The organism is Lunatimonas sp. (genome assembly GCF_020832325.1).
Lineage (GTDB): Bacteria > Bacteroidota > Bacteroidia > Cytophagales > Cyclobacteriaceae > Lunatimonas.
The window spans coordinates 1-26,663 of record NZ_JAFIEU010000031.1 but is presented as its reverse complement, the minus strand read 5'-3'; the positions used below and the strand labels follow the sequence as shown (position 1 = coordinate 26,663).

The 26,663-nt window shown below is 47.2% G+C and carries 20 protein-coding genes and 1 other RNA gene; 9 read left to right on the top strand and 12 right to left on the bottom strand.

Annotated features, from left to right (window positions below):
- Window positions 1-161 precede the first annotated feature (161 nt).
- Together JJU34_RS11650 and JJU34_RS11645 are read right to left on the bottom strand one after the other, a co-directional pair.
- The gene (locus tag JJU34_RS11650) at window positions 162-923 is read right to left on the bottom strand and encodes a LytTR family DNA-binding domain-containing protein (protein WP_228692546.1); all 762 of its coding nucleotides are present in this window, start codon (window positions 921-923) and stop codon (window positions 162-164) included.
- Complete coding sequence (locus tag JJU34_RS11645; protein ID WP_228692545.1) at window positions 916-2,988, bottom strand: tetratricopeptide repeat protein; 2,073 nt, start codon at window positions 2,986-2,988, stop codon at window positions 916-918. Before JJU34_RS11645 ends, JJU34_RS11650 begins: the two co-directional genes overlap by 8 nt.
- Window positions 2,989-3,341: 353 nt before the next feature.
- Here JJU34_RS11645 and JJU34_RS11640 point away from each other — a divergent pair, with 353 nt between their 5' ends.
- The gene (locus tag JJU34_RS11640; protein ID WP_228692544.1) at window positions 3,342-3,914 is read left to right on the top strand and encodes a hypothetical protein; all 573 of its coding nucleotides are present in this window, start codon (window positions 3,342-3,344) and stop codon (window positions 3,912-3,914) included.
- A 49-nt stretch (window positions 3,915-3,963) separates the two neighbouring features.
- On the opposite strand, the gene JJU34_RS11635 is transcribed toward JJU34_RS11640, so the two are convergent.
- The gene (locus JJU34_RS11635) at window positions 3,964-4,527 is read right to left on the bottom strand and encodes a hypothetical protein (RefSeq protein WP_228692543.1); all 564 of its coding nucleotides are present in this window, start codon (window positions 4,525-4,527) and stop codon (window positions 3,964-3,966) included.
- Between the two features lie 238 nt (window positions 4,528-4,765).
- On the opposite strand from JJU34_RS11635, the gene JJU34_RS11630 reads away from it, so the two are divergent.
- From JJU34_RS11630 to JJU34_RS11610, 5 genes are all read left to right on the top strand, one after another.
- Window positions 4,766-6,253, top strand: coding sequence for a DUF5687 family protein (locus JJU34_RS11630; RefSeq protein ID WP_228692542.1), 1,488 nt, complete (start codon window positions 4,766-4,768; stop codon window positions 6,251-6,253).
- On the top strand, window positions 6,250-6,948 hold the full coding sequence (locus JJU34_RS11625) for an ABC transporter ATP-binding protein (protein WP_228692541.1): 699 nt from the start codon (window positions 6,250-6,252) through the stop codon (window positions 6,946-6,948). The genes JJU34_RS11630 and JJU34_RS11625 overlap by 4 nt, the downstream gene beginning before the upstream one ends.
- A 106-nt stretch (window positions 6,949-7,054) precedes the next feature.
- Window positions 7,055-8,284, top strand: coding sequence for a sulfite oxidase (locus JJU34_RS11620; protein WP_228692540.1), 1,230 nt, complete (start codon window positions 7,055-7,057; stop codon window positions 8,282-8,284).
- 4 nt (window positions 8,285-8,288) lie between these two features.
- A complete protein-coding gene (locus JJU34_RS11615; RefSeq protein WP_228692539.1) occupies window positions 8,289-8,753 on the top strand; it encodes a hypothetical protein in 465 nt (154 codons plus the stop codon).
- A 359-nt stretch (window positions 8,754-9,112) separates the two neighbouring features.
- Window positions 9,113-9,973, top strand: a complete 861-nt coding sequence (locus JJU34_RS11610; protein WP_228692538.1) for an AraC family transcriptional regulator — start codon at window positions 9,113-9,115, stop codon at window positions 9,971-9,973.
- A gap of 77 nt (window positions 9,974-10,050) precedes the next feature.
- On the opposite strand, the gene JJU34_RS11605 is transcribed toward JJU34_RS11610, so the two are convergent.
- The 3 genes from JJU34_RS11605 to JJU34_RS11595 form a co-directional block, all read right to left on the bottom strand.
- Window positions 10,051-11,586: a RagB/SusD family nutrient uptake outer membrane protein gene (locus JJU34_RS11605; RefSeq protein WP_228692537.1), complete on the bottom strand. Its 1,536-nt coding sequence runs from the start codon at window positions 11,584-11,586 to the stop codon at window positions 10,051-10,053.
- Between the two features lie 34 nt (window positions 11,587-11,620).
- A complete protein-coding gene (locus tag JJU34_RS11600) occupies window positions 11,621-14,710 on the bottom strand; it encodes a TonB-dependent receptor (RefSeq protein ID WP_228692536.1) in 3,090 nt (1,029 codons plus the stop codon).
- A gap of 260 nt (window positions 14,711-14,970) precedes the next feature.
- A complete protein-coding gene (locus JJU34_RS11595) occupies window positions 14,971-16,359 on the bottom strand; it encodes a DUF3748 domain-containing protein (RefSeq protein ID WP_228692535.1) in 1,389 nt (462 codons plus the stop codon).
- A 165-nt stretch (window positions 16,360-16,524) separates the two neighbouring features.
- On the opposite strand from JJU34_RS11595, the gene JJU34_RS11590 reads away from it, so the two are divergent.
- The 3 genes from JJU34_RS11590 (at window position 16,525) to ssrA (ending at window position 18,173) form a co-directional block, all read left to right on the top strand.
- A complete protein-coding gene (locus tag JJU34_RS11590) occupies window positions 16,525-16,977 on the top strand; it encodes a hypothetical protein (RefSeq protein WP_228692534.1) in 453 nt (150 codons plus the stop codon).
- Between the two features lie 32 nt (window positions 16,978-17,009).
- Window positions 17,010-17,648 (top strand): DsbA family oxidoreductase, encoded by a 639-nt coding sequence (locus JJU34_RS11585; protein WP_228692533.1) that lies wholly within the window; start codon window positions 17,010-17,012, stop codon window positions 17,646-17,648.
- Window positions 17,649-17,768: 120 nt separating this feature from the next.
- Window positions 17,769-18,173: a transfer-messenger RNA gene (gene ssrA / locus JJU34_RS11580) on the top strand.
- A gap of 225 nt (window positions 18,174-18,398) precedes the next feature.
- On the opposite strand, the gene acnA is transcribed toward ssrA, so the two are convergent.
- From acnA to JJU34_RS11550, 6 genes are all read right to left on the bottom strand, one after another.
- Window positions 18,399-21,179, bottom strand: coding sequence for an aconitate hydratase AcnA (gene acnA / locus JJU34_RS11575; RefSeq protein ID WP_228692532.1), 2,781 nt, complete (start codon window positions 21,177-21,179; stop codon window positions 18,399-18,401).
- Between the two features lie 163 nt (window positions 21,180-21,342).
- Entirely contained in the window at window positions 21,343-22,323 is a 981-nt protein-coding gene (locus tag JJU34_RS11570) for an MlaD family protein (protein WP_228692531.1), read from the bottom strand.
- Window positions 22,323-23,069, bottom strand: a complete 747-nt coding sequence (locus JJU34_RS11565; RefSeq protein ID WP_228692530.1) for an ATP-binding cassette domain-containing protein — start codon at window positions 23,067-23,069, stop codon at window positions 22,323-22,325. Before JJU34_RS11565 ends, JJU34_RS11570 begins: the two co-directional genes overlap by 1 nt.
- A gap of 3 nt (window positions 23,070-23,072) precedes the next feature.
- Window positions 23,073-23,870 (bottom strand): ABC transporter permease, encoded by a 798-nt coding sequence (locus tag JJU34_RS11560; protein WP_228692529.1) that lies wholly within the window; start codon window positions 23,868-23,870, stop codon window positions 23,073-23,075.
- Between the two features lie 49 nt (window positions 23,871-23,919).
- Window positions 23,920-25,092 carry a response regulator gene (locus tag JJU34_RS11555; RefSeq protein WP_228692528.1) on the bottom strand — a complete coding sequence of 391 codons (1,173 nt, stop codon included), beginning with the start codon at window positions 25,090-25,092 and terminating at the stop codon, window positions 23,920-23,922.
- An 87-nt stretch (window positions 25,093-25,179) separates the two neighbouring features.
- A partial coding sequence (locus JJU34_RS11550; RefSeq protein WP_228692527.1) for a PD-(D/E)XK nuclease family protein occupies window positions 25,180-26,663 on the bottom strand: 1,484 nt, incomplete at its 5' end.

The following is a 26,663-nucleotide window of genomic DNA, read 5'->3' as shown; positions in this document are numbered from 1 at the left end:
AGAGGTTATCAAATCAGTTACGCGCTTAAAGTAAACTTAATTCTTATTATTTCCCACCTGCTAGGGGCAAAAGATAACTAAATTTCATATCTAACCGAAATAATTGGGTTGCAAATACTAAATCCTTAAAAGATGATTTCCTAATCATTATTATTCCTCATTCACATCCCCTTCAGCGCCTGTAAAAGTGCTTCTCTTCGTCGAACGGAAACTTCAATTTCAGATTTGTCAGAAAGCACCAATACCCCACCCTTGCCACGATTGTAAGCCTTCACTTCCCGCAAATTGACCAAATGAGAGTGGTGCACCCTGAAAAAACCCATCTTGCCTAGCAATGACTCAAACTCCTTCAATGTACGTGACACCGTTAGCTTTTCACCACTGCGCAAAAACAGGTGGGTGTAGTTGGCGTCGGCGGCACAGTGTACAATTTCCCGTACCGGAACCATTTCAATGCCCGTAAACGTATGAATGGGAATCTTCTTGTCTCCAGAAACAACGGTTAGTTGTTCGAGTAGTCCTGCCTCGTAGTGGTCCCGTTGGTTATGCCGGCGACGCCTGAACTTTTCTATCGCTTGCGCGAGCTCCCTTGCGTCGATTGGTTTGAGCAGGTAATCGACGGCATCGATTCGGAACGCATTGGGTGCATACTCCCTGTGGCCCGAAGTAAAAACCACCTGAAAGGAGAAAGTTCCCAACTCCTTTAACAGGGAAAACGCATCGGTATCATTTAGCTTCACATCCAAAAATACCAACTCCGGTAAGTGGAATTGAATGGATTCACTTACCCGGTCTGCTGTCAACACAACCTCTGCAATCTCAAACTCATCAGCGTGGGCCAATTCCAACAGTTTGGCCAATCTGGCAGCGCTAAGAGGCTCGTCCTCAACAATTATACATTTGGTTTTGGTGTTTTCAGCCATAAGCGGGTATAGAAATGGCCACCTCGGTTCCCTGTGGAAGCTGCTTCCAACTGATTTCATTTTTAAGGCTGCCTTTGTTTTCCGATAATAGCTCCAGCCGACTTTGAACTAGCTGAAGAGCCATAGAGCGTTTATGAGGTTCGGACTGTACGATAGAGGGCCCAGATTGGACTCCGCCTCCATTGTCTCGAATTTGTAGATACACCCCCTCCTGCGTTCGGGATACTTCCAATTCCACCAAACCAGCTCTATCCACTTTAGAGATTCCATGCCAAATGGCATTTTCAACCAATGGCTGCAGTAGCATGGGAGGTAAAAGAAGAGTTGCTAGATCGAGGTCTTCTGCACATAGCACCTGAAAATGGATGGGCTTGGCCATTCGCATGGACTCTATTTCAATATAATAGCGCAATACCTCCACTTCATTCTTCAATGTCACTAATGATTGGTCAGACGATTCCAAAATATGCCGGGTAAGCTTTGCAAACTGGGTAAGGTAGTAATCTGCTTTTACCGCATCGTTATGCAACAGAAAACTACTGATAGAACTCAGTGCGTTGAAAATAAAGTGCGGGTCCATTTGCGCCCTGAGTGCTTTCAATTCCAAAGCAGTTTTCTTAGATTGAAACTCAGAGCGTAGTCGCGCCTGTTCTGCCTCCTTCCTTCGGTAAATGCTGTATGCCAAAACGCCAAAAAGAACGAAAAAAAACAACAGGACCCCTATTGTTGCCTTCAAAACAAAAGCATCCTGTCGCTGCATTGCCTCCAATTCACTCTTTTCCAATTGGTGGGCCGCATCAAGCTCTCGTTCACGTTGCTGCAAATCGAAAGCTGCCTGTGCACGAACTAGCTTTTTGTCAGTCTCTGTACTGAACACGCTGTCCTTTAGTGCTACATAGGCTTCAAGTGCCTCCAACGCCTCACTGTATCGACCCAACAGCCTATAAGAACTTGCCAATCCATGCCACGCATTCATTTGATGTAACAGGGAATTGGCCTGCCATGCCGACTGGAGAGACCTTGATTGCAGTGCAGCCGCCTCTACTGCACGGGATTTACCCTTATGCCTCTCCTGCAATACGGCATCTGCCCACCTGTAAAGTGTTAGCGAAAGGTTTAGATGATCTTGGGTTTCCTTGTACAAATCTGCGGATCTCCTAAAAAACGCTATTGCTTTTGTGATTTCCCCCATCCCGGTATACAGCACTCCTAAATTTGCTAAATCAGACGCAATTCTCCTAGGGTTCCCCAACGACTCGTTTAATTCTAACGCCTGATTCAGCAATTCTTCAGCCTCGGCGAATCTGCCTTCTTCCTGATAAACTGCAGCCAGGTTTCCTTTAGCCTGGGCCTGTAGGTGCAGATTGCCTGAGCGCTCATGGTACTTTAATGCTTTCTCGTGATGCAGGACTGCCTTCTGCACGTCTTGTACGTTTTTGTAAACCAGCCCTATATTCGTGTTCAAATTACCCAATTCGTAGTATTGAAGCGAGTCGGTATGAGTCAGTGCGTCCAAGAAATATTCCAACGCCCGTGGATAATCGTTGATTGCCAAAAAAACCACTCCCGTATTTGAAAGGCTGTTGACTAGATTTTGTGTCATGCCCAACTTGCGAAAAACCTCATTGGCTTGTGTGTGGTAGCGAAGTGCGTCCAAGTAAGCCGCTTTGTTATACGAGAGCAACGCCATGTTGTTAAAGGCCCTTGCCTGCCCTGCCTCGTTACCTGTTTGATGATGGTATGTCAAAACCTGTGAATAATGAAACAATGCCAGGGAATCCTTACCCTGATACCAATAGTTAACGCCGAAGCTGTTGTGGGAGCTGGCAATTTTTCCAGCATCGTTCATCTGCTCCGCCAACCGAAGCGCCGAATCTGCATACATGAGGCCTATCTCAGGATCCCTGCCTGCGTAATCAAACGACAGCTCGTTCCAAATATCCACCCGAGCACTATCCACTAGGTCTCGTTGCAATAGTTTCACCTTCATGGAGTCCAACCGCTGAGAAACCACCGGTATACAGCCTAGAAAATACAGCAACACTAAAATACCCGCATGCTTCATGTGTCTATACTTGTTTTTTCAAACGCCAAATACCCGCACGAATGACACCAGCCGGACGGGGAATGTCCAAGAATTTCCTTGGTCAATTTAACCAATAATTACAGAAATCCAGCTAGTCATTACATTTAATAGCCCGTACACCCCAACTGCTCATTGGAGGTGGTGGGTGTGGAGCCAAATACGTAGCTTGAATCCAAATTATGAACTTATGGGGTATGCATCCTCTACACGAAAAAATGACTGATCTCCTTCACTAGTTCACTTCGGCTTGGCAGGTCCTCAAAACCCTAACTGGCGGCCCCTGCCTTTGATACACTTACATTAGGACTAATTTAAAAACAACTATAACCAATATGAAGACAATTTTATCGATTCTTTTCCTCGCCGGTTTATTGATTTATGTGCCAAAAGCCGCGGGACAGGCTTTTGATCAGGGCACGCAGGTGATTGCCGTGGGCGTCGGGATCGGGAGTTCCCTTGGCAGCTTTAATTATTCCTCCCAAATCCCTGCTATCAGCCTACAGTATGAGCGGGGTGTTTGGCAGGCTGGAGATGTCGGCGTAATTAGCTTAGGTGGCTACGCTGGATACAAAGGGTTTTCCTATAAAACATCTTCAGGAAACTTTGAGGCCACCTCCAAATGGAACTATACGATCCTGGGGTTACGTAGCGCCTTCCACTACCAAGGCATAGAAAATGACCGTCTAGACCTTTTTGGAGGACTTATGTTTAGCTACAACATCTTGAACTATTCGTACGAAGACAACACTGGTTCTTCCGCCGTTTCCTCCGGCAACTTTGGAAGTTCTGCTGGAATGACAATCTATGTTGGAGGAAGGTACTATTTCATGGAAAATGTTGCAGCGTTTGCAGAACTGGGGTATGGCGTGTCCTATTTAAACCTTGGACTCGCCTTTCGACTTTAGCTGAATCTTCATCTGGCCTTCGTCATGGCAGATGTATTTTGCCCTTGCATCAGGCACCCCCTCTTTTCAATTTAAACTCACCGTCTGTGATGTGTAATTGAGGGTTTGAAGAAGATGCCAGATTTGGGCCAATGACAATGCCGGAAAATTCACCTCGAATAATTTGTGGGCCAATTTCGGTATATTTCACTTGGGCGTCGTTCGCAATGGAAAGCCCTGGGTAGGAACTTTTGAGCAACACAGCATTGTAAACAAGACCTTCCGGGTTCGCCCAAGTTAAATTAATCCGGGGCAAAGGAACGGAATTAGCCAAGATCGCATCCTGCATATGATAGGTTTCCCCGACCTTGATCTCCGACTCGTTTCGAACTATAATTTGTATAAAATCTTTGGTTCCATCACTTCCGGGCCTCGGTACTAGTACTGAACCATGATACATGGATAGGTTGGCGTCATAAAAAAATACGGCAGGATGTGACGAAACTTCGTACTCATAAAACTGCCCATCCACCTTAAATCGAATGTAAAAATCCCCCTCTTGAGGGGATTGCTCATTTTGGGAACAGGCGAAACAGCATAGTACTATAGCGACAAATCTCAATAGTTTATCCATGGTGTTTTTTTGGCCAAATTATTCAAATTTCCCCCAAAGAGCCAGTACCAATGAGCAATTGGAAAATCCCACTGAATAAGTGATGTCCTTTTCGTTTCAGATGCGGTTTTGATTTCTAGGCATAGTTGTCTCGACAGCAAAGAAAAATTTCACATGGGCGGATTTTTTTCTTAATTTAAGCCATCCATTACCCGCCTTCCCCGAAGGATACCGGGCAATGCACTTAACTGCCGACTAGATGATAAACCTATTTGTCCAACTGGAATTTCTCAAACGGATCCGTTCGACTTCTTTCGCTCGGAGTATCGCCATTGGAATATTTATTGGTTTATTGGGCATTTTATTAATGACTTACCTCCTGCTGTTGGGAGTTGGTCTGAAATACATCATCGAAACCATTTTTGCTCCGGTATCCAATACGGTATTTCTGAACAGTTACCTGGTGTATTATTTTATCATTGAAATCATCTTCCGGTACTTTATTCAGCAATTGCCGGTATTTTCGTTGGAGAGCTTTCTACATCTACCGATTCCAAAGTCACGGATCATTCATTACCTGCTTGTTTCCTCCTTTGTTTCCCCACTGACGCTGATACCCATCCTCCTGTTTGGCCCTTTTACCATTATGGAGATTGTACCTAACTATGGAACCACTGCCGCGCTGGTTTGGCTGGGATCGGTCTTATTTACCAGTTGGTCTATCCATTGGGTCATGCTTTGGTTCAAGCAGCGTTTTGAAGACAGTCTTTCGGTAGTTTTTGTCTTAGCAGGAATCATGCTACTAGGGTCAGGAGGTGCTTATTGGGGATGGTTTGACATCGGTGCCTTCTTTGAACCGGTATTTACCTTTGCGCTGGAACATGCCGTACCTGTGGTTCTTCTCGCCGTGGTAATGGTTTGCAGCTATTTCCTATGCTTCGCCTATTACCGCCAAAATGCTTACCTAGAGGACCTCGCTGAAGAGGAACCCTTTCAGATTCAAGGCAGTTCACTGGGATTCCTATCCCGGTTTGGCTTGGCCGGCGAGATGGCAGATTTGGAATGGAAACTGATTCTAAGGCATAAAAAGAGCAGAACCTACCTAACCCTCTGCGTTTTCTTTCTGCTGTATGGATTGATTTTTTACGTGAACCCTGCCTATTACCAAGATGAAGGGTTCTCGTACTTATTCATCTTCGTTGGGATGTTCATCACCGGCATATTTATGCTGCAATACGGTCAGCTTTTCTTGAGTTGGAACTCTGCGTTTTTTGACTTCTTTCTGCACCAACCCAAGGGCTTAGAATCCCTAATCAGGGGCAAATATCTGCTCTTTGCCGGAATATCTTGCATTTGTTTCTTATTATCTGTGCCGTATGCCTACTTTGGCTGGGAAATCCTATGGATTCACCTTGCCACTTTCCTGTTCAATCTGGGAGTCACCATCCACTTGGTGATCTATTTGGCACTTTGGAAGCCAAAACCCATGGATCTTAACAAAGGCGCTATGTTTAACTACGAGGGGGTTGGAATAGCACAGTTTCTGATGATCATTCCGATGGTGTTGGCTCCTTACCTGATATTTGTACCGGCAGCTTATTTCGGTGGCGATTACTTGGGGCTCGTAGCACTGGGGGTCTGTGGCATTCTAGGTATTCTCGCATTTCCCAAGCTCTCACATATCTCAATCAAAAAAACATTGGCAAACCGTTACGAAATTTCATCCTCATTTAGACAGGAAGTATGATACAAATACACTCGCTGATTAAGGCCTACAAAGACGCCACTGTATTGGATATACCGGAATTGACCATTCCCAAGTCCGAATGCTTTGGGCTGGTTGGCAATAACGGGGCAGGTAAGACCACCTTTTTCAGAATCATCCTTGACCTGGTGCGTGCCACAAAAGGAGAGGTCACCATCGATGGAGAGGTCGTGGCACAGTCGGAAAACTGGAAATACAAGGTGGGCGCATTTTTGGATGAACACATGCTGCTTTCCTACCTCACGCCGGACGAATACTTTGAAGCTTTGAGAAAAATATACCGGCTGTCAAAAGAAGACCTCAACCATCACCTTGAAAAGTTTGCCGACTTGTTTAATGGAGAAATTGTCCAAAAGAAAAAATACATACGGGATCTATCAAAGGGTAACCTAAAAAAGGTGGGAATTGCCGCCGCTATGATGGGACATCCCGAAGCTGTGCTGCTGGATGAACCCTTTCAAAACCTGGACCCCAGCTCCCAGATACGGCTGAAAAAACTCATATTATCCGAAAAAGAAGCGCAAAACATTACGTTTCTGCTATCCAGTCACGACCTTAACCACGTCACCGAAATCTGCGACCGTATCATACTGCTGGAAAAAGGAAAGATACTCAAAGACCTAAGAGAAAAATCGGAGATGGAGCGGGAGTTGGACGCGTACTTTCAAGTAGGGTAAACCGATTTAACCGTTCCGTGGTCACCGCCGGTAGTTTTTTCATTGATTGAAATCGAAAAAAGTCCTAATTTGAAATCGATTTTAATGAGACGTAACGACCACTGAAATGAACCATAAAAAAAACCAAGACCGAAGGCATTTTCTTAAAAAAACCGGTCTCGGATCCCTCGTTGCACTGATCGGTGCCGAAATCGTCTATGCGCTGCCCAAGGACTATACACCCTTGGTACTGGAGAATGATCCCCAAACACTTTTTGGCAAACACCAGGATCTCATTGTGCGAAACAATCAGCCCTGGAACGTGGAATCACCGGCCCATCTACTCGATGATCGCACTACCCCCGCCGATAAAATGTTTATCCGGAACAATGGACTAGTGCCCGAACAGATCGATCTGGATAATTGGACACTGACGATTCGTGGTGAGTCTGTGAACCAAGATAACACCTATAGCCTCGAAGAACTGAAGCGTAAATTTACCAAACACAGCTACCAACTCGTGCTGGAATGCGGTGGAAATGGCCGAGCGGACTACTATCCTCCCACGGAGGGCAACCAATGGGAGGTTGGAGCGGTATCTTGTGCCGAGTGGAGCGGTCTGCGCCTGAGAGACCTACTTGCAGACGTTGGGATCAAAAGCAATGCGGTGTACGTAGGCTTTCATGCAGCTGACCTTCATTTAAGCCGAGACGCAAACAAAGAAGTGATCTCTCGCGGGATTCCCATTGCCAAGGCCATGGAAGAGGAAACCCTTATTGCCTATCAAATGAACGGAACGGATATCCCTTTGGTGCATGGGCATCCCCTTCGGTTGATCGCCTCGGGCTATCCCGCTTCGGTCTCCGGCAAGTGGCTCACGGCGCTGTCGGTAAGAGACAGAGTACACGATGGGGAGAAAATGGCCCCGCCCTCCTACTCCATACCCTGCGACCCGGTACAGCCGGGAGAGGATGTTGCCAAAGAAAATATGTGCATCATCGAGAAGATGCCAGTGAAATCCCTGCTAACCTACCCCAAGTCAGGCGCCATCATCAAAGAAAGAACCCCGCTTGCTATCCGGGGTCATGCGTGGACCGGAGAAAACACAGTTACCAAAGTGGAGTATTCCATTGACTTTGGTGCTACATGGAAACCCTGCCAGTTGGAGAAAGGTAAAAACCGCTATTCTTGGCAGCATTTTCAAGCAAAGGTCGATTTCCCGCGGAAGGGTTATTACGAGGTGTGGGCCAGGGCAACGGATAATTCGGGTAAAACCCAACCCATGTTGACCCCGGGGTGGAACCCCAAGGGGTATCTCAATAATGCCTGTCACCGTATCGCCGTAAAAGTATCCTAGCCCAATGAGACGAAGACTTCAAACCAGGTATCAACCCATCCTAATCGGAGTGGGAATCCTTATTATCGTATTTGCCGGATACTTTTTGTTTGACTCATCGGTATCTGAGCAGGGTGAGTTTATCGAAGCAGATGCCCCCATTCCACTAGATCAGATTGAGGATCGAGTCGAGGACGGAATGCATGTGACCACCGGGCTACTCGACGGAGAAGGGTTACATTTGGTGATAGCCCACTGTACTGCCTGCCATTCCGCGCAGCTGATTACACAAAACCGCGCAGACAAAGCTGGTTGGAAAAAAATGATCCGTTGGATGCAGGAAACCCAAAACCTGTGGGAATTGGGTACGCAGGAGGAAATAATCCTGGATTACCTGGCCACCTACTATGCACCCGAAGACCCAAAAGGAGCAGCTAATTTCCGAAGGGTACCCCTGCAAGATATAGAGTGGTATGAGTTGCGGGACTAGGTGACCGTCCGTTTCAACCAAAGCGAACAGTGGCATGTTTTTTTCCTATTACAAAGCCCGTGGGTGTAGCGGTTGGACCGCATCAAACGGATAGCTTTAGGCATTTGCGCACTTCTAGAAACCCAAAAAAGCTTAATTTTTTAATCGACCGACAATTTCGTTGGGACATAAAAGCACGGATACTACTCAAAATATTCCCCGAAAGAGATGAACCGACCGCGTTCGCGTAGCCTCAACTTTCTATTGCTAAATTAAATCTTATAATTACATAATCGGTAGATAACCTATACCTATTATTGTTTATTTTTAAGAATAATAATTACGCAAAATATTCTGCTACTCAACCAAGCTAATCGATTATGTATTCTGAAAAGATTGGTAGTTCCATGCAGTTCAATCTGAAGCATGTAGGCACAAACAACTTCCTAAACCACGAATCCTTCCAGAAGGTGACCAGCCCGTTTTCGCGCATGTATTTGGTATTGACCGGAACCGGTCAGCTGATGACTAGCGAAGGAACACGCAGTCTGCTGGAGGACCGAATGTACTTAATCCCCAGCTACACCACTTGTTCCTATTTTTTTCACCCGGGTCTACAAATGATTTACGTCCATTTTGCACTTACGATGAAGGATGGCCTGGATGTATTTAATCTCTTGACCTGCCACTCGGAGATAAACGCTACGGACTTTATGAAGTTCCTTTTTAAAAGATTGAACGAAATCAATCCCAATCGGGAAATCCCCCATCACGACCCCGAGGTATACCAAAACAAGCCTTGGAATAACGAGACCATCTGTTACGAATCGCTAAAACACCATTTGGAGACCACATCGTTACTAGGGCAATTGCTTTCGAATTTTATTCAGGTGGAGAACTCCATCTCTCCAGCCAAGTTGTTTCGGTACAAGTTACAGCCGATTTTACACTATATCCGAACCCATTTAGACCAGGAGATTTCGGTGGAAAACCTAGCGGCAATGGCCTGTCTTTCTACCGATCATTTTTCGCGCACATTTAAGTCCATCCTAGGCATGTGCCCCAACGAATACATCATCGCCAAACGGATTGAAAAGGCACAAGCGCTGCTGCTTACAACCGACTTGTCTCAAGCAGAGATTATGGAGGAGGCTGGAATCAAAAATATCTCTTATTTCACCAGAATTTTCAAAAAGCACACCAAATTAACTCCTTCTGAATTCCGGAAAATGCATTGGTAATCCATTCTGATTTAGCAATTTATAGATTCACTAAAAAAGGCTGCTTCATTCCTGAAACAGCCTTTTCCTTTACTGGCTTAGTAGCCGGGATTTTGTACCAAGTTCGGATTGATATCAATCTCAGATTGGGGAAATGGGAAGAGGTAGTGCTTCGAAGGATCAAATACCCTGCGGATATTTGATCCTGGTTCCACCAAGGTATTGATGTACTGCTCGGCTGTCCGCCACCTCCTGATATCTCGGTAACGCATTCCCTCAAAGGCAAACTCCACCCGTCGCTCGTTTCGGATGCGCGCACGCATTTGTTCTTGTGAAAGTCCGGATGGCAGAGGTGGCATGTTCACGCCTGGCCTAGCCCGAACCTCATTGATTGCGTCATACACTCCCTGAACGGGACCTTGGGCCTCGTTTAAGGCCTCTGCGTAATTTAAGAGAACCTCCGCGTACCTCAACAACACCCAATCCTGCTCACTCCTGGTTGAGTAGTCTATAGGAAGTGTTTCTACATTCCCACCTTTGACTGGCGATAGCCCTGTTTGAGAGATGCCGTTCCACGCGAAGGGCACTACTTCGCCGGATGCTTTCACTGCCGGGTCGGTAAATGCCCGGACAGTCTCCAACAGTCTGGGATCACGGTTTTTCTTCCAGTCGGTAGGATCATAAAGCGGAGACTGGCTGATCGGCAAGCCATCCACACATTCAAATGCATCCCGTAACTCTGCCCGGGGATTCCAGATACCATGCCAAAGCAGTCGAATATCCTGCTGACTGGAGTTATCTGGATTTAGGTATCTGGTGGAAAACATGATCTCTGGATTGTTATTTTGCCCTTCGGCAAGGAACATCGTCTTGAAGTTATCAAAGATGCTAAATTTCCCTTCGTCCATGACCTGCTTGGCAGCGGCGGCTGCGCCCGTCCAATCCGACATAAACAAAAGGACGCGGCTCTTCAGTGCCAATGCCGATCCCTTCACCGCATGACCACTGCTGCTGTAGTCGGTGTTCGGAAGGTTGCCAATGGCGAAATCCAAATCTGCAATCACCTGCTGTATCACCTGTTCCTTGGTACTTTGCTGAACCGAGGCCTCCTCTATGCTAACTGGTCGGGTGTAAAGCGGAACACCTCCGTAGAAATCGACCAAGTTAAAATAAAACAATGCCCTAAGAAACTGCACCTCTGCCTTGTAAACCGTTCGTAGACTTTCAGGCATGTCAACCCGATCGATATTCTCCAAGAAAAAATTGCAAGATCCAATACCACGATAGCACTCATTGTAAATATTGGCCAGCAAACCACCAGAAACTGCTTCGATATTTCCTAGTGCAAAAGAGCCCACAGAACTAGCGCCCAAGCTTTGGGCTCCTTCATTGGCATCTCCCGCCATGATGTCCAGTGAATACACCCCCTCGAAGTTGAAGGTGTTTGCATTAAGCCGTGAATACACGCCAGCGAGCGCTAAATCGGCATCCTTTTGGTTTTTCCAAAAGGTGGGGCTAGAGATTTGCGTGGTGGGGTTCCTCTCGAGAAACTCTTCACACGATTGGCTGATCACCGCAACGACGATCAGGAATGCCAGTCTGAACGACAGCTTGATATATTTCTTAAAATCCATGTTTTCTGCTTTTAATAGTAGGTGAAAGGTTAGGCTAGAGACGAACTTTTAAGCCTAGCGTGTAGGAGGTAATCTGAGGATAGGCTTGAAACCAGTTGGTGGCAGCCCGCTCCGGATCCGATCCCGGCCAGTTAGTGAACGTCAGTAAATTATCCCCCGAAACATAGAACCTGGCGTTTTGTAGACCCACTTTGTTAGCCAGCACCCTAGGCACATTGTATCCAATCATGAGGTTTTTCAGCCGTAGGTAGGAGGCATCTAACAGCCAGTAGGAGTTTCGTGTACCTGTAACCGGACCGTAGCCGGAAATATACATTGCCGGGTGACTGTTGGTTGATCCCTCACCGGTCCACATGTTATTGATAAAATCTACCGGCGGGGGAGATCCTTGAATATAAGGCACCAAGCCCCAAGATAATCCCTGTGTGCTTTGCGCAACGCCCTCTACCCCCTGGAAGAATGCATTTAGATCAAAATTTCGCCAGGAAAGGTTGATCGTACTTCCGTAGATAAAGTCCGGATATGCACCCGGCATCACGACTCGGTCGGCGGCATTGATCACCCCGTCTCCGTTCTGATCTTTAAATTTCAAATCACCAGGTTTTGGGTTGAAAGGATGTAAGGGACCCTCGGCGATTTCCTGTTCATTTTGGAATATACCGGTCCACTCCACCATAAAGTGGGAATTAAACGGCAGCCCCTCCTGAACGGTGTAATTGCCATAGATGGGTGCCAGGATACGTAGGACCTCATTTCTGTAGGTGGAGAAATTCAAACTGAAATTGTAATTCAGCTCTCCTACGCTCCCTCTTGACCCCACCTCCAAGTCTATGCCCCGGTTCCTCATTTTACCGTAGTTGACAGTTGGCGAGGCAAGGCCCACGCTGGCAGGAATGGGGATATTATACAGAATATCGTCCGTCACTTTATCAAACCAGTCAAAGGTAACATTCAGACGACCCTCCTTAATACTGAGGTCAAAACCTATATCGGTCATGGTAGTGGTTTCCCACCGCAAAGTGGGATCAACCATACGGTTCATTACGGCACCCGGGACGGCAGTCGCAAAGGGATACGAGGTGGTGGCCAATACTTCCTGATAGGGATAGAGACCTACATTTTGATTTCCAAGCTGTCCCCAGGATGCTCGTAGCTTCAGATCGTCCATCCAGGTGCTTTGCTGTAGAAAAGACTCCTGCGACACTCTCCAACCACCCGATAAGGAAGGAAATACGCCCCATCTGGTATCTGCAGAAATCCGCGAGGTTCCATCGTACCGTAAGTTTGCTTCGAAGAGGTACTTGCCCCGGAAGTTATACATGGCCCTGGAAAAAAGGGATTGAATTGCCCACTCTCCCGAGCTTCCGCTAGTACTCTGATTGAGAGGTGCACCTGCATCAAGCTCCTTGAGTTCATCGGTCGGGAAAAAAACCTTGGATCCACCTAGTGCGCGGCTCAAAAAATACTCTTGATTGTATCCCGCCAAAATATTTAAATCATGCTCGTTGTTAAACAGCTTGTGGTAGTTCAGGGTCGAGTAAAACGTAGTCAGCATCTGCGTACTCCAGTTTTCCCTCACCCCTAACTGCCAAGTAGAGTTGTTGTGGGCGTAAGAGCCATCTTTAAAAAAGTAATTATCCACAGGGATTTCGTGGTTTTTATATGCCCGGGTGTCGTAGGATATCGCGCCTTTTGAAAACCACGTCAGGTTCTTGTGGGGCTTGATCTCTGTATAGAACTGTGGTAGCACGTTGTATTGAATATCGGTTTGCACACCACTTGCATCTTGGGCATCTGGATTTCTAACGGTCCACTCCCCAATGGCCGAGCTGTATCTGGCCACGTAACCGGTAGCTCCGTTGGGCAATGTCATGGTTGGAGTATAATTGGGACCTGCACCGTAGATGGCCAAAATCTGGTAATCAACGTCCCCATTGTCCCAATTACTGCGTTGAATATCCTTCTGCACAAATTGAATGTCGCCACCGATTTTTATCCAATCCTTTAGTGTGGATTCAATTACTACCCGGGAGTTCAGCTTTTTGAACTCGTACAAACTGGTAATACCAGGCTGGTCAAAGTAGCCCAAGGATACGTTAAACGTTGTTTTCTCATTACCTCCACCGATATTGATAGACTGGTTATGGGTGACAGCGGTCCGAAAGGAATGATCAATCCAATCGAAATTTGGATAATTTACCGGGTCATTCGGATTGTTTCGAAAGGCGTCAATCTCCTGTTGGGTAAAGTAGGGTGTCTGACCTGAGCGCTCTCTTCCCTGATTCCAGTACATCATGTAGTCCGCTGAATTACTCAGTAGCCTAGGAAGTCGCGTAGCCTGCTGTACTTGTACGTTGCTATGAATATCTACGTACAAATCTCCTACTCTTCCCTTTTTGGTCGTGATCAAGATCACACCATTTGCCGCCCTGGCGCCGTAAATCGCACTGGAAGCAGCATCCTTGAGTACTGAAATACTCTCAATGTCATTGGGATCCAAATTGGTCATGTCACCTGCGATACCATTTATCAGTACCAAGGGGTCACTGCCGGCAGCACTAAAGGTACCAATCCCACGAATCCGCAATGTGTTGTTTTCTGTACCGGGCTTGCCGGAGTGAGAAGATACCTGAAGCCCAGCGACTTTTCCCTGTAGCAGGTTGGCTACATTTGTTCCGGGTCTTTTTATTATCTCGTCAGCTGCCAAGGTAGCTACGGAACCCGTCAGGTTTGCCTTTTTCTGGGTACCGTAGCCTACAACAACTACTTCATCGAGGCTTGCGAGGTCTTCCTCCAAGACGACATCAATTACGCTACGATTGCCTACTACAACTGCCTGCGATTTAAATCCAATGAAGGAAAAGGAAAGGGTTGCATTGTCTGGTACCGTAATCGCATAGGATCCGTCGCCGTCGGTCACCGTGCCGATATTGGTCCCTAAGGCGACTACAATCACTCCCGGTAGCGGGACACCTCCTACGTCCTTTACAACGCCACGGATCACGATATCCGCGTCTGCCCGGTCAGCCGCGTGGGACATACCGATGGGCACGGATAAAATCATTGCCAGCATCGCCAAATGCCACAATTTTTGGATGGGTACTCTTCTCAGATAAGTTTTCATAAATGGTCAGGTGGATTTATTATTTGTTAAAGCTATCACTTTAGGCAAGGGAAACACCTGAACATTTCCGACAAATTCTTGCACAAAAACGACTACTTTACGGAAGAAACCGGGTACAAAAAGCAAGCACCTACCCAACCCCTCAAGTGTTTCAACCTGATCATGATGCACTAGGCCGAGTCGTTGAAAACCAACTTCTCCAGTAAAAAAATCTTTAAATCGGCTCTGCTTTCCCCATGTGCACCTTGCACAAAAAACAATTAATGAGGTTGCGCAACCAAAAACACTTGAATAAACGAACCCTGCCCCGATGGCACGTACCGGTTAAATGCAATATGCTCCCCATTGCGGGACCAACAATGCGCAAAGGGAGCTTCTTCCGATCGCTCCGTGATACGCACCGGCTCCGACACATTGCCATCTAGCGATATACTTGCCAAGAATAAGCTGTTGTCACACACGTAAGAAAACACCCTTTCTCGGGGATGCCACCGCACCATACTCTGAACGGACGTCTTGTGGTTGGTAGCCTGCACGGGCTCATCACCCAACGGTGAAACCAAAAAAACCTGAACCACACCATCGTCGTCTTTGGCTAAGTAACTGATAAAACCACCATCTGCCGAGGAGCTAAGCCAATGGCGGGGCTCCGTAGATATACCCGGATACCTTCGCCCCTCTGTCCGCGTTAGCCTTCTTACCACCGCACCCCTTGGAGGCGCCGGCAATTGTGTTTCTGTCCCTTCCAAAGGGCCCAATTCCCCCGCAAGGTGAATACTGTCCGGGACATCTACGATAAACACCTCTGTAATGTGCTCGCCCTCTTGGGTGATCAAATCCCCCATAAAAGCCCTTGCCCGCTGCAGGGTGCCATTTGGCTTGCGATATCCCGAAGTGCCCACCCACCAATCTTCGTAGGCCTTGCTGATTTCATCCGTACCCGGTTTGGGGTTTGGCACTACCGGAACGAGCAATACCGAAAACCACGCTCCTTGGATCTGTTTTCCCGTCGAATCCGATCGAACAGTAACAGGCGGCCCCAACCGCTTGGATACCCCTACGGTTCGCAGGTCACACTTTTTGCCTGATGCCCTTTCCAAAGCCACCATCACGGCGTCGTTATAGGTAAACCCAATCCACTCCCCATCTACGCTCCATTGATGCCGGTGGGTACCTCCGCGCAGTGCACCTGGGGTATAAGGAGGCACAACATCTCTGGAGTCCATCCATATCCGCTCTCCTGGCCGGCTTTCGTCGATGATCAGCCCGGTGCGCCAGTGGCCTGCGTACGGCCTATCCTGATCGGCACTATCTGGACCGTGAATAAATACTACTTGGTTTAAGAAGGGGTGATAGCTGACCGCGCCTACTCCCGGACCATAGGGACCCGGATTGGTGACCGTGTAAAGGGCTTGCGTTTCTCCAGTCTGCACATGGACTTTCTCTATCTTCGCGTTTTGCTGTATTCCTGCCGGATCAGGTCGGGTATCGTATACAATCCACGCGTCGTCGGGAGAGAAATTCTCATTATGGTCTAGTTCATGGTTTTGTTCGGCATGCGTCAACTGACGCTCTGGCCAAAAGCCGGTAGGATTGTCACAGGCGATCATAAGAAAAAATACAAGTGGGAAGGTATGGAAATAGCGCATTTCAGCTGGGTCATTTTGGGAAGGTTTTCACCATGGCAATTTACGCACCAAGGCAAACTACCCAAAACTTATCTACTCATATTTGTGTTATACGTCCAGTATGGAATAGACTTTCGATCCATTCCTTATGATAATACTTCAAAGATTTTTACCTAAATGAATGCAATGATGAACCAAACTTCTCTTTTTCGACAGCTGACTTTCTCCTGTCTGTTAGCCGTGGCTGTAGGCTTTCTAGCAAGCAGTTGCGGTCCGAAAATCTACTTCCCGGTTTCCGCTGTGGTCCCCGCGGCAGAACCCAAAGCCGACATTAAGAAAACCAAAGAAGGGGCATACCGAGTCAAACTGGACGTAAACAATCTGGCCCTTCCAGAGCGCCTTTCCCCGCCCAAACGAAACTACGTGGTATGGGTCAACACCGAAACCCAAGGTGTGCGGAATATCGGTGAGTTGAAAAACCGTCGCGGTATGCTCGCAAACACGGGAAAAGCAAGCTTTTTAGGTACCGTACCGGAAAAACCTACGCAGATCATCGTGACGGCCGAAAACAATCCGAACGTTCAATTTACCGGGGATCATACCGTGCTGAGAAGCGATGTTTTTCGCATCAAAAAATAATCATCTTACTTTCTCAAATCAACCAAAAACCTATGCAGATTGAAATCTGGTCGGACGTGATGTGTCCATTCTGTTATATTGGAAAGCGGCGCCTTGAGTCCGCATTGAAGGATGTAGGCTTGCAGAACGAGGTAGAAATAACCTGGAAAAGCTTTTTGCTGAACCCAGAGATGAAAACTGACCCTTCAAAAAACAGTCTGGACTACCTCGCCGAGATCAAAGGATGGTCCATGGAACAGGTTATCCAAATGACCGAACAGGTAGCCGGAATTGCTGCTGCGGAAGGACTTGACTACCGAATGGAGGATACCAAGGTGGCCAATGCCATGGATGCACACCGCATCATCCAACTGGCTAAAAGGCACAATCTGGGCAACGAAATGGAAGAGCGGCTGTTTCGGGCCTACTTTACCGAAGGGGCCAACATCGCCGATCATGTCACGCTAATCCGGCTAGCAGAGGAGGTGGGCATTCCCAACGAAAACGCCGCGGCCTGCCTCTCGGAACAAGCCTTTACCGAGTCCATTCACAACGACATCCGCGAATCCCAAGAGTTGGGTGTTCGCGGGGTTCCTTTCTTTGTGTTCAATAGGCAATATGCCATTTCAGGTGCTCAACCTAAGGAGCTGTTTGTGGAAACCCTAGAAAAATGTAGGCTTGAGGCCGAGTAGGATAAAAATCTGACAATTAAGTATATAGATCGAGGAGCCTTAAAAAAAAGGTAGCAGACAATCACGTTTTTGGTTCATCAGGAACTTAATTTGCTTTACTTTTGTCTACCTTGTTCAAATGGGGCTGACCGGTTTTGACAGTAGGTGTAAGGATCGGGCTCGCATGCAGGCTGGAGTATGTACGGCCTTGAATCATTCATACGAACCATAATTGGCGAATCTAATTACGCCATGGCTGCCTAATCTTACCCTTCGGGGATTTAGATACGCTTAAAGGGTTGAGTTTCGAGAGATGCTCCCCGGCCACATCCCACCGTCCGTTGCGCTGTCCGGGTGGAGTTGGGGTGTCGACTTGACAGGGCTGCTTCCCGCGAGGCTACTAAGTGGGACTAAGATCAGTGGCTAAGCTATTGTCCGGTGTGTCACCCAGCAAACAATAGACGAAAACCCAACAGGTGACTAAGCATGTAGAAGGTACGGTGTTTCCCTATCTGGACGCGAGTTCGAATCTCGCCAGCTCCACTTAAATGGCTCCTACTCTTAATGAAAACCAAGCGTTTCAGAAGAGTAGGAGTTTTTTGGTTTTTAGCCAATTTTTGGTGGCATCGGAACAACATCCGATTTAGCGAATTTGAGTTAATCTTGCCAATCCCGAAAATGATGTCACCCGTTTCGAACCTTACGGAAAAAGAACCGTGTGCCCCATCCATAATCCCGTAATTGGAAACAAACGGATGGATAACTTCGAAATCACCTCGCCAAGAACTGTCTCAACACGTAATGGAGTATCCCTCCATTCTTGTAATAGGCAATCTCTATAGCTGAATCCAGCCTAGCGATGGCCTCGAAGGCTACCTTCGAACCGTCACTCCTCGTAGCAGACACCTTCAACGTTTTAAGCGGGGTCAATCCGTCAGAAATGCCCTCTATGGAGTACACCTCTTTACCCGTAAGACCCAAGGAATCTGCATTTTGCCCAGCCGCATACTGCAATGGCAACACGCCCATACCTACCAGATTACTACGGTGTATGCGCTCATAGCTTTCTGCCAACACCGCCTTTATCCCCAACAAACTGGTTCCCTTGGCCGCCCAATCGCGGGAGCTTCCACTGCCGTACTCCTTCCCCGCCAATACAAGAAGAGGCGTGTGGTCTTTTTGATACTTCAAAGACGCATCAAAAACCGACATTTCCTCCCCACTTGGAAGATGAATCGTGTAGCCACCTTCCCGCTGGGCAAGTTGGTTCTTAATGCGCACGTTGGCAAAGGTACCCCGGACCATCACCTCGTCATTGCCCCGACGGGAACCATATGAATTAAATTGGTCTACAGGAACTCCACGTTCTGTCAGGTACCTTCCTGCCGCTGAATCAGCCTTAAATGATCCAGCCGGAGAAATATGATCTGTGGTGATAGAGTCACCTACCTTCAACAAAACCTGTGCATCTAAAATATCCTTAGGCTCCAGTACCTCTTCGGTGATGCCCTGAAAAAAGGGGGCTTCCTTGATATACGTGGACTCTTCGGACCACTGATACACCTCATCCGCGGGTGCAGTCAACGCCTGCCACTGCTCGTTTCCCGCAAAAATCTCCCCGTAATTTTTCTCAAAGTCCATTGGAGACAATACCGAGTTAATTACGCCCATAATCTCTTCCTGGGTGGGCCAAATATCCTTGAGATATACCGGTTCCAAGTTGGGATCGTAACCGAGGGGCTCCTCATTTAAATCTACGTCTACCCGGCCAGCAAGCGCATAGGCAACCACCAGCATGGGTGACATCAGGTAGTTCATCTTTACCTGCGGGTGCACCCGAGCTTCAAAATTCCTGTTGCCGGAAAGCACCGACGCGACGACGAGGTCATTTTCCTCCACTGCTTGGGCAATGTGCTTGGGCAGCGGTCCGGAATTACCAATACAGGATGTACAACCATACCCCACCACATGAAAGCGCAGCGCCTCCAGATCATCCAGCAGACCGGCATTTTCCAGGTAGTCTGTCACCACTTTAGAACCCGGTGCCAATGAGGTCTTTACCCAGGGCTTTACATCGAGCCCCCGCTGCCTTGCTTTTTTAGCCATCAACCCAGCACCTACCATCACACTCGGATTAGAGGTGTTCGTACAGGAAGTAATGGCGGCTATCACCACTGACCCGTCGTGCAGCGCAAACTTTTCGTTTTGATGCTTCACCACCACCGTTTTCAGACCGTCTTTAATCTTGGTTTCAATCTCGATTTCCTCGGAGCCGGCCCCTTCTCCAGAACTCATGGGCTGCCCTCCTCCACCTTCTGCATACCAGCGGCTTTCGTCCCGTTGATCGATCGGTATGTACGCACGCCCGTGCACTTCGTGCAGCAGCTCCCCAAATTTCTTTTTGAAGTTTCTAAGCAGGATCTTGTCCTGAGGCCTCTTTGGCCCGGAGACCGTTGGTTCCACAGTAGAAAGATCCAATTCTACGACACTTGAGTAGGTGATCTCGTCTTCGTTTTCACGCCAAAGGAGGTTCGCCTTTGCATAAGACTCTACCAGCTTAACCTGATTGGAAGGTCGGTTGGTTTTCTCCATGTAGTCCAGTGTGCGATCGTCGATCGGAAAATAGGTCACGGTACAGCCAAACTCGGGGGACATATTGGAGATGGTGGCCCGGTCTGGCACAGATAGACTATCCAATCCAGGGCCAAAAACCTCCACAAATTTACCAACGACCCCATGGTCGCGGAGCAGCTTGGTGATTGTCAGCACCATATCCGTCGCGGTGGTACCCAACGGAAGTTGACCAGACAACCTCAGTCCAACTACCTCCGGCATGATGAAGTAAATAGGCTGACCCAAGATAGCTGCCTCAGCCTCAATGCCGCCCACACCCCAGCCCACCACGCCGATCCCATTCACCATCGGCGTGTGTGAATCTGTTCCCACAAGGGTATCCGGGAATACCATTCCGTCCAGGGCGATGACACCCTGGGCCAGGTACTCCAAGTTTACCTGATGACAGATCCCCATGCCCGGGGGCACCACGGAAAAGTTATCAAAGGATTTCTGCGCCCATTTCAAAAACTCGTAGCGCTCGCCGTTACGTTCGTATTCTACATCTACATTTTTCTTGTAAGCATAATTGGTCCCGAAAAAATCGACCTGTACCGAATGATCCACCACCAAATCTACAGGAATCAGCGGGTTGATTTGATTGGGATCCTTTCCCTTGCGCACGGCCTCTGCCCGAAGCGAGGCGATGTCTACCACCGCAGGCACGCCCGTAAAATCCTGCATCAGCACCCGTGCCGGCTTGAAGGGAATGTCCTTATCCGATGGTTTTGGCGTCCAATGCAGCAAGGTTTCCAGATTTTCCGTTGTTATCCCAAAATCGTCAAAATTTCTACACGCATTCTCTAACAGGATTCGGATCGAAAAAGGTAATTTTTCGACTGCATACCCCTGCTTCTGCAACTCTGCAAGACTCCAATAGGTCAATGTGCCGGTGGATGATTCTAATGTTCGTTTGATATGGAAAGGGTCGTGCGACATAGTGAAAATGGTTTATGTGAATTAAAAAAAAGGTACAGTAATAGTAACCCAAAACCCATGGGTTTGATTCCTTTAGTATACGCTTAATTCCAGCAAAAACCAAACTAAAAATAGATTCCAGATCACTAAAAATAAAAAAAGCGGAAAAAAATCCGCTCTTTATTTACTGATCTTGCGCCTCCTCTTTGGCTCTCTCACTCTTACGGAAGGAGCGCCGGAAAAACCAATGATAACGCAGTGCTTCCAAGGTCTCGTTAAAAGACTCTGTACCCGAATCCAAGTTTTGCATGGTACCCTTCAGGTATTCGGCAAACTCCACGTCGGAAAGCAACATACCGGCAGCGTTGTCACTTGCATTAAGCTTGTCTGTAGCTACTTTCAAATTCTCTGCTGCGGCATTCGCCTGCTGTATCGTCTGTTCCAACCCTGTAGTAGAAGATTGTAACGATTTGACCAATATCGTGTCTGACAAAAACTGATCTATTGGGGTTCCTTTTTGGTTTAGTTTTCGGGAAAAGTTTGCCAGTTCCCCCGTCATCACCCGGCTATTCTGTGCCGATCTGTCCAAGTCCTCCAGCAACTGCCGAAAACCCAATGCCAGCGTTGAATCTGTCAAAAGTGCCCCAACGATCCCGTCTCCTGCGGCTATTTTCCCAGTCAATACCTTCAGGTCATTGGTTATAGAAACCAAATTGTTGTTGTTCTCCTGAAGGGTTTCCATCATCTTATCCGTGTCTAGTGGCATCACCGCTTCCAGCCTATCTCCTGGGTCGATTATAGGGGCTTCATTGGTCCCTCCATAAATGACGATTATCTTGTTTCCAATTAAACCATCCGAGCTGATGGTTGCCTTTGAGTTTTTGCGGATAAAATCCCTGGTATTGGATTCCAGGTTCATCTCAATCTCAACTTGTGAGTCTCCGTAAAAATTGATCTTCTTTACGGTCCCGATTTTCACACCGGAAAACCACACATTATTTCCTGTCTGAAGACCTGCTATATCGTCAAAAACCGCAAAAACGCGGTAACTTTTGACAAAAGCCTTTTGCTGTGCACCCAGCGTCATCACACCTACCACCAAGATGATGATACCTATCAGCACAAAAATCCCCACCGTTACGGTTTTCTTATTATCGTCCTTCATCACTGAATAAAGTTATAGTCATAAAATGATTTAATGCGAGGATCTTCGGTCTTAAAAACCTCCTCGAAAGTCCCTTGAGCACTGAAAACGCCGTCCAACAGAATTACCACTCGATCCCCCGTCATTTTTGCGCAAGTCAGGTCGTGTGTAATGATGATGGAAGACGTATGGTATCGGTCGTTTACTTCGTTGATCAGGTTGTTGATTTCCACGCAGGTGATCGGATCCAATCCTGCGGTTGGCTCGTCGTAGAGCATAATTTCAGGATTCAAAATCAAGGTTCTTGCGATACCGATCCGCTTCCGTTGACCACCGGACAGTTCCGAAGGCATCTGATTGATCGTGGATAATAGTCCTACGCCATCCAGCACATCCTCCACCCGCTGATCTTTTTCGGCTTTGGTAAGGTTTTTCACGTTTCTGATCAAGGGAAACTCCAAGTTTTCCCGCACGGTCATACTGTCGTACAGCGCACTGTTTTGAAAGGAGAAACCGATTTTTAGACGAAGCTTGTTTAAGTCCTTGGGGGAAAGATTCTCCACCTCCTGACCCAATACCCTACAACTCCCCTCATCCTGGTAAAGCAACCCCACCATGATCTTGATCAAGACGGATTTTCCACTGCCGGATTTCCCCAAGACCACCAGATTCTCACTTTTATATAGCTCTAAATCCACACCCCTCAGTACATGAAGATCGCCGAAGGATTTCTTTAAGTTTGCTATTTCAATTACCTTTTCCCGCATGGCCTATAGTTGTCTAAAGAAGTTGGTAATCTGCAATGCCAGTAGTTCTTCGATAAAGATCAAAAACATGGCCATCACTACCGCCGCATTGGCCGCCTTTCCCACGCCCTCTGTTCCCTTGGTTGAATTATACCCCTTGTAGCAACCCACTATCCCGATGGTAAACCCAAACACCAACGACTTGAGTATGGAAGATGTGATATCCAAAAACGATAATGCGTCAAACACCTGTACGAAGAAGGTACTTAAACTTACCAACTCATTTTGGTTCACATTGATAAAAGAACCTATCAACGCCACAAAATCCGTGTACATCACTAGTATCGGGATCATGAAGGTGCTGGCTAATACCCGGCTGACCACCAAAAATTTGAACGGGTTGGTGGCAGAAACCTCCATTGCATCGATTTGCTCGGTCACTTTCATGGAACCTATCTCGGCACCAATGCTGGAACCTACCTTTCCTGCGGCAATCAGTGCGGTTACCAAAGGGCCCATAGCCCGCACCACGGCGATGGAAATCAGTGCTGGCAACCAAGAGGTGGCTCCGAACTCTGACAGAGAAGGGCGGGATTGGTTGGTAAAGACAATTCCAACAATAAACCCAGTAAGTGATATCAAGGGAAGGGAATTGTAACCGATTTGGTAGCATTGGCGGATAAACTCCTTAAACTCGTAAGGGGGAAGCCATACTTCTACAAAAAACCTCTTCACAAAATCGAAGGCACTCGCCATGCCCACAAAGAATTTATTTAGTCTCTTGCCAAGAAATAATTTTTCGTTAGCTTTTTCTTTAGACATTACCGGTTTTAATTTTCTTTATGTATTAACGTAAAATCAAAAAGAAGAACTATAAAAACTCATCAATTACTTCTTTTCGCAGTGGCTTGACCAGAAACCCACTTACCATTTCAAAGTGTTGGCTTTTTTCAATATCACGTGGGTCCAGCGAGGAAGTTAACATTTTTACTTCCATATTAATTCCACGCTCCTTCATAAGGTTTAGAAAGTCCCAGCCCTCCATCATAGGCATATTGATATCCAATAACAAAATATCGGCCACATTTCGCTCCAGCCAGCTTAATGCCTCGTAAGGGTCTTCAAAAAACACAAGATCCAAATGGGGGTTGATCCTCATCAGTACCCGCTTATTGATCATATGCTGAACCTTGTCGTCGTCCACAAATATTATGACCTTCGCTGGATTGTCACTTTTTTCTGAAAACCTACTGACTCCACTGTTTTCCATTAGAATTCTGTTTACTTTCTTGACTTCTTTGTCCAAATTTTTTGCGGACTTCTTTAGCATTTGCAACACATCGCCCGAAGGCGACTGCTGATCTCCCATCAGATGGATAATCCCAAGGATATTTGCCAAGTGACTGCGTATGTGATGTGAGTGTAGAAACGAAAAATTTTTCAACCGCTCATTTTGCGCTATCAGGGAGTTGTTGAGCTGCACATTTTCTTCCAGCGAACGGTGCACATTGGAATGATCTACCACCAAGGCCAACGTACAGGGCCTGTTTTCATACTCAATTGGCATCATAAACAAGTCTACTTGCCTAGGTTCATAAAAGCGATCTACCATCACCAAATTGCGAACGGTAAGCGGCCGGGTGACCCCCTTGAGCCTAACCTGACCGGGATCCTGAAATAGCAAACAGAAATTGCCTCCTGTGGCCTCGTCCACACCAAGTCCTCCGTAGTACCGCGTAGCCATCTCGTTGGCAAGCAGAATCTCCCCATTGTCCGTAGACAAAATCCAAACGGAATTGGGAAGTTTCTCAAAAATCATCCTGTACTGCTTGCTGAGCTGTTCCTCTAAGACCCTATACCGCTTGGAGGTGAAATAGGCGTGGAAAACTACAAAAACAGTAATTAAACCTGCCATCGCAATAGCCAGCAATCCTTCAGGTAAATCGAAATACAAATTAATAGGTGTATAAAATAAGGCCGGGAGCAAAAAGAAAACCCCTGCCAAGATCCCATACTGTAGGGTACATTTGATCTCAGGCCTCATAATTACCAATTAGCGCCATGAAGATAAAAATAATAATTGGATAAAGCCCATAAAAAAGACAGACTCGCACCTCTCCTCCGGCCATTTCTATCGACCACAAAGCTTGTTATAGGGGCAGTAGGCACATTTTTGCAGGTCATCGGTCTGATCAAAGGGTATCCTCGGATCGAAGATTTCCTCGATAACTCCCTTCAAACCCTGCTCGAATTCCTCTCGGTAATCCTCGTAGTCTTGTACTTCCTGCCGCTTGCCACGAGCCTCCACATGGACCAAATAAGGATTGAAATCCTCTTTGAAGATCTCCCTCAGGTTTAGGATAGCCGGCTTGAGTGGCCTTTGGTTATCCGGGAAATTTTGTCGGAATAGAAATCCATAAAATAACGTCTGCATCGCCGCCTTATTTCGCTTTTTATCAGATCGGTCAAACAGGCTTGCTATGGATGGGAACTGCTTTTCATCCTTCCCCGATTTGTAGTCCATCAAGCGAATCACCTCCTCGTGCAGATCTACCCGGTCTATAATCCCCCCCAAAGCCACTTGGCTAGTAACTCCATCCACTTCGATTTCCATCTGAGCCCGGTATTTCCTACCTGCCTCCAACGAGATAATCTGAAAGGGAGCGGATAGCTCGTCCCATTTCAACACTTGGATGATGTACTTATGCAGTACATCTCGTACGATCGCCATTTGTCCTTCAAACTTGATGGGCTGGGTTTCATCCAAAAAATACTGCTTTCGGACGGCCTGCTCGATCGCAGGTCCCACAAAGGGCTTTAATCCCGGAAAATCAGCCTTCTCCAGTGTCTTACGCTTCTTTCTCGCTATAAAGCCCAGGTAAAGGTTTTCGAGTGCGCCATGCACCAGATTCCCAAAAACCGCCGCATCCACCTCTTCTTTTACTTCCTCCGGCTCGGCCATTTCGGCGATATACTTAAAATAAAACTTCAAACGACAATCCAGCCAACTACTCAGAGCAGAGGGTGAAAATGCCACAGGGCTTTCCCGTTTTGGGGAAAAGACGTACCGGTCCAGCAGATCCCTAATAGCGGCATTTTTTGGAATGGCTATTTCTGTTGCCTTCCGAACATCCACTGGAACGAATACGACCTCCTCTTGCTTTGTAACGGGCAATGCCTCCAACTCCTCCGTCAACTGGAGCAAGTAGCGGCTCTTTTCACCGGGCTTACCTTCGCTCCCTGAAGTGGTATAAATAAGGTGTATTTCTTCCGCCCGATGAAAAAGGCGGTAGAAGGTATAGGAATATACCGCATCGTTTTGCTCTTGAACCGGTAGTCCAAAAGCAGAACGAAGATTATAAGGAATCATGGAACTCAACGCCCCCGAAGGAGGGAAATTGCCTTCATTCATATGGCAAATGATCACCCGCTTGAAATCCAAATTACGAGATTCCAACACTCCCATCACCTGCAGCCCCCGCAAAGGCTCCCCTTCAAAGGGAATGCGAATTTGCCGAAAAAGCTGCCTGAAAATTCGCAAGACCAACTCCAGCCCTGGGATCTTGCCTTCCCGTGCTTGGAATACCTCTGTCAACCTGCTTAACTGCCGATAGC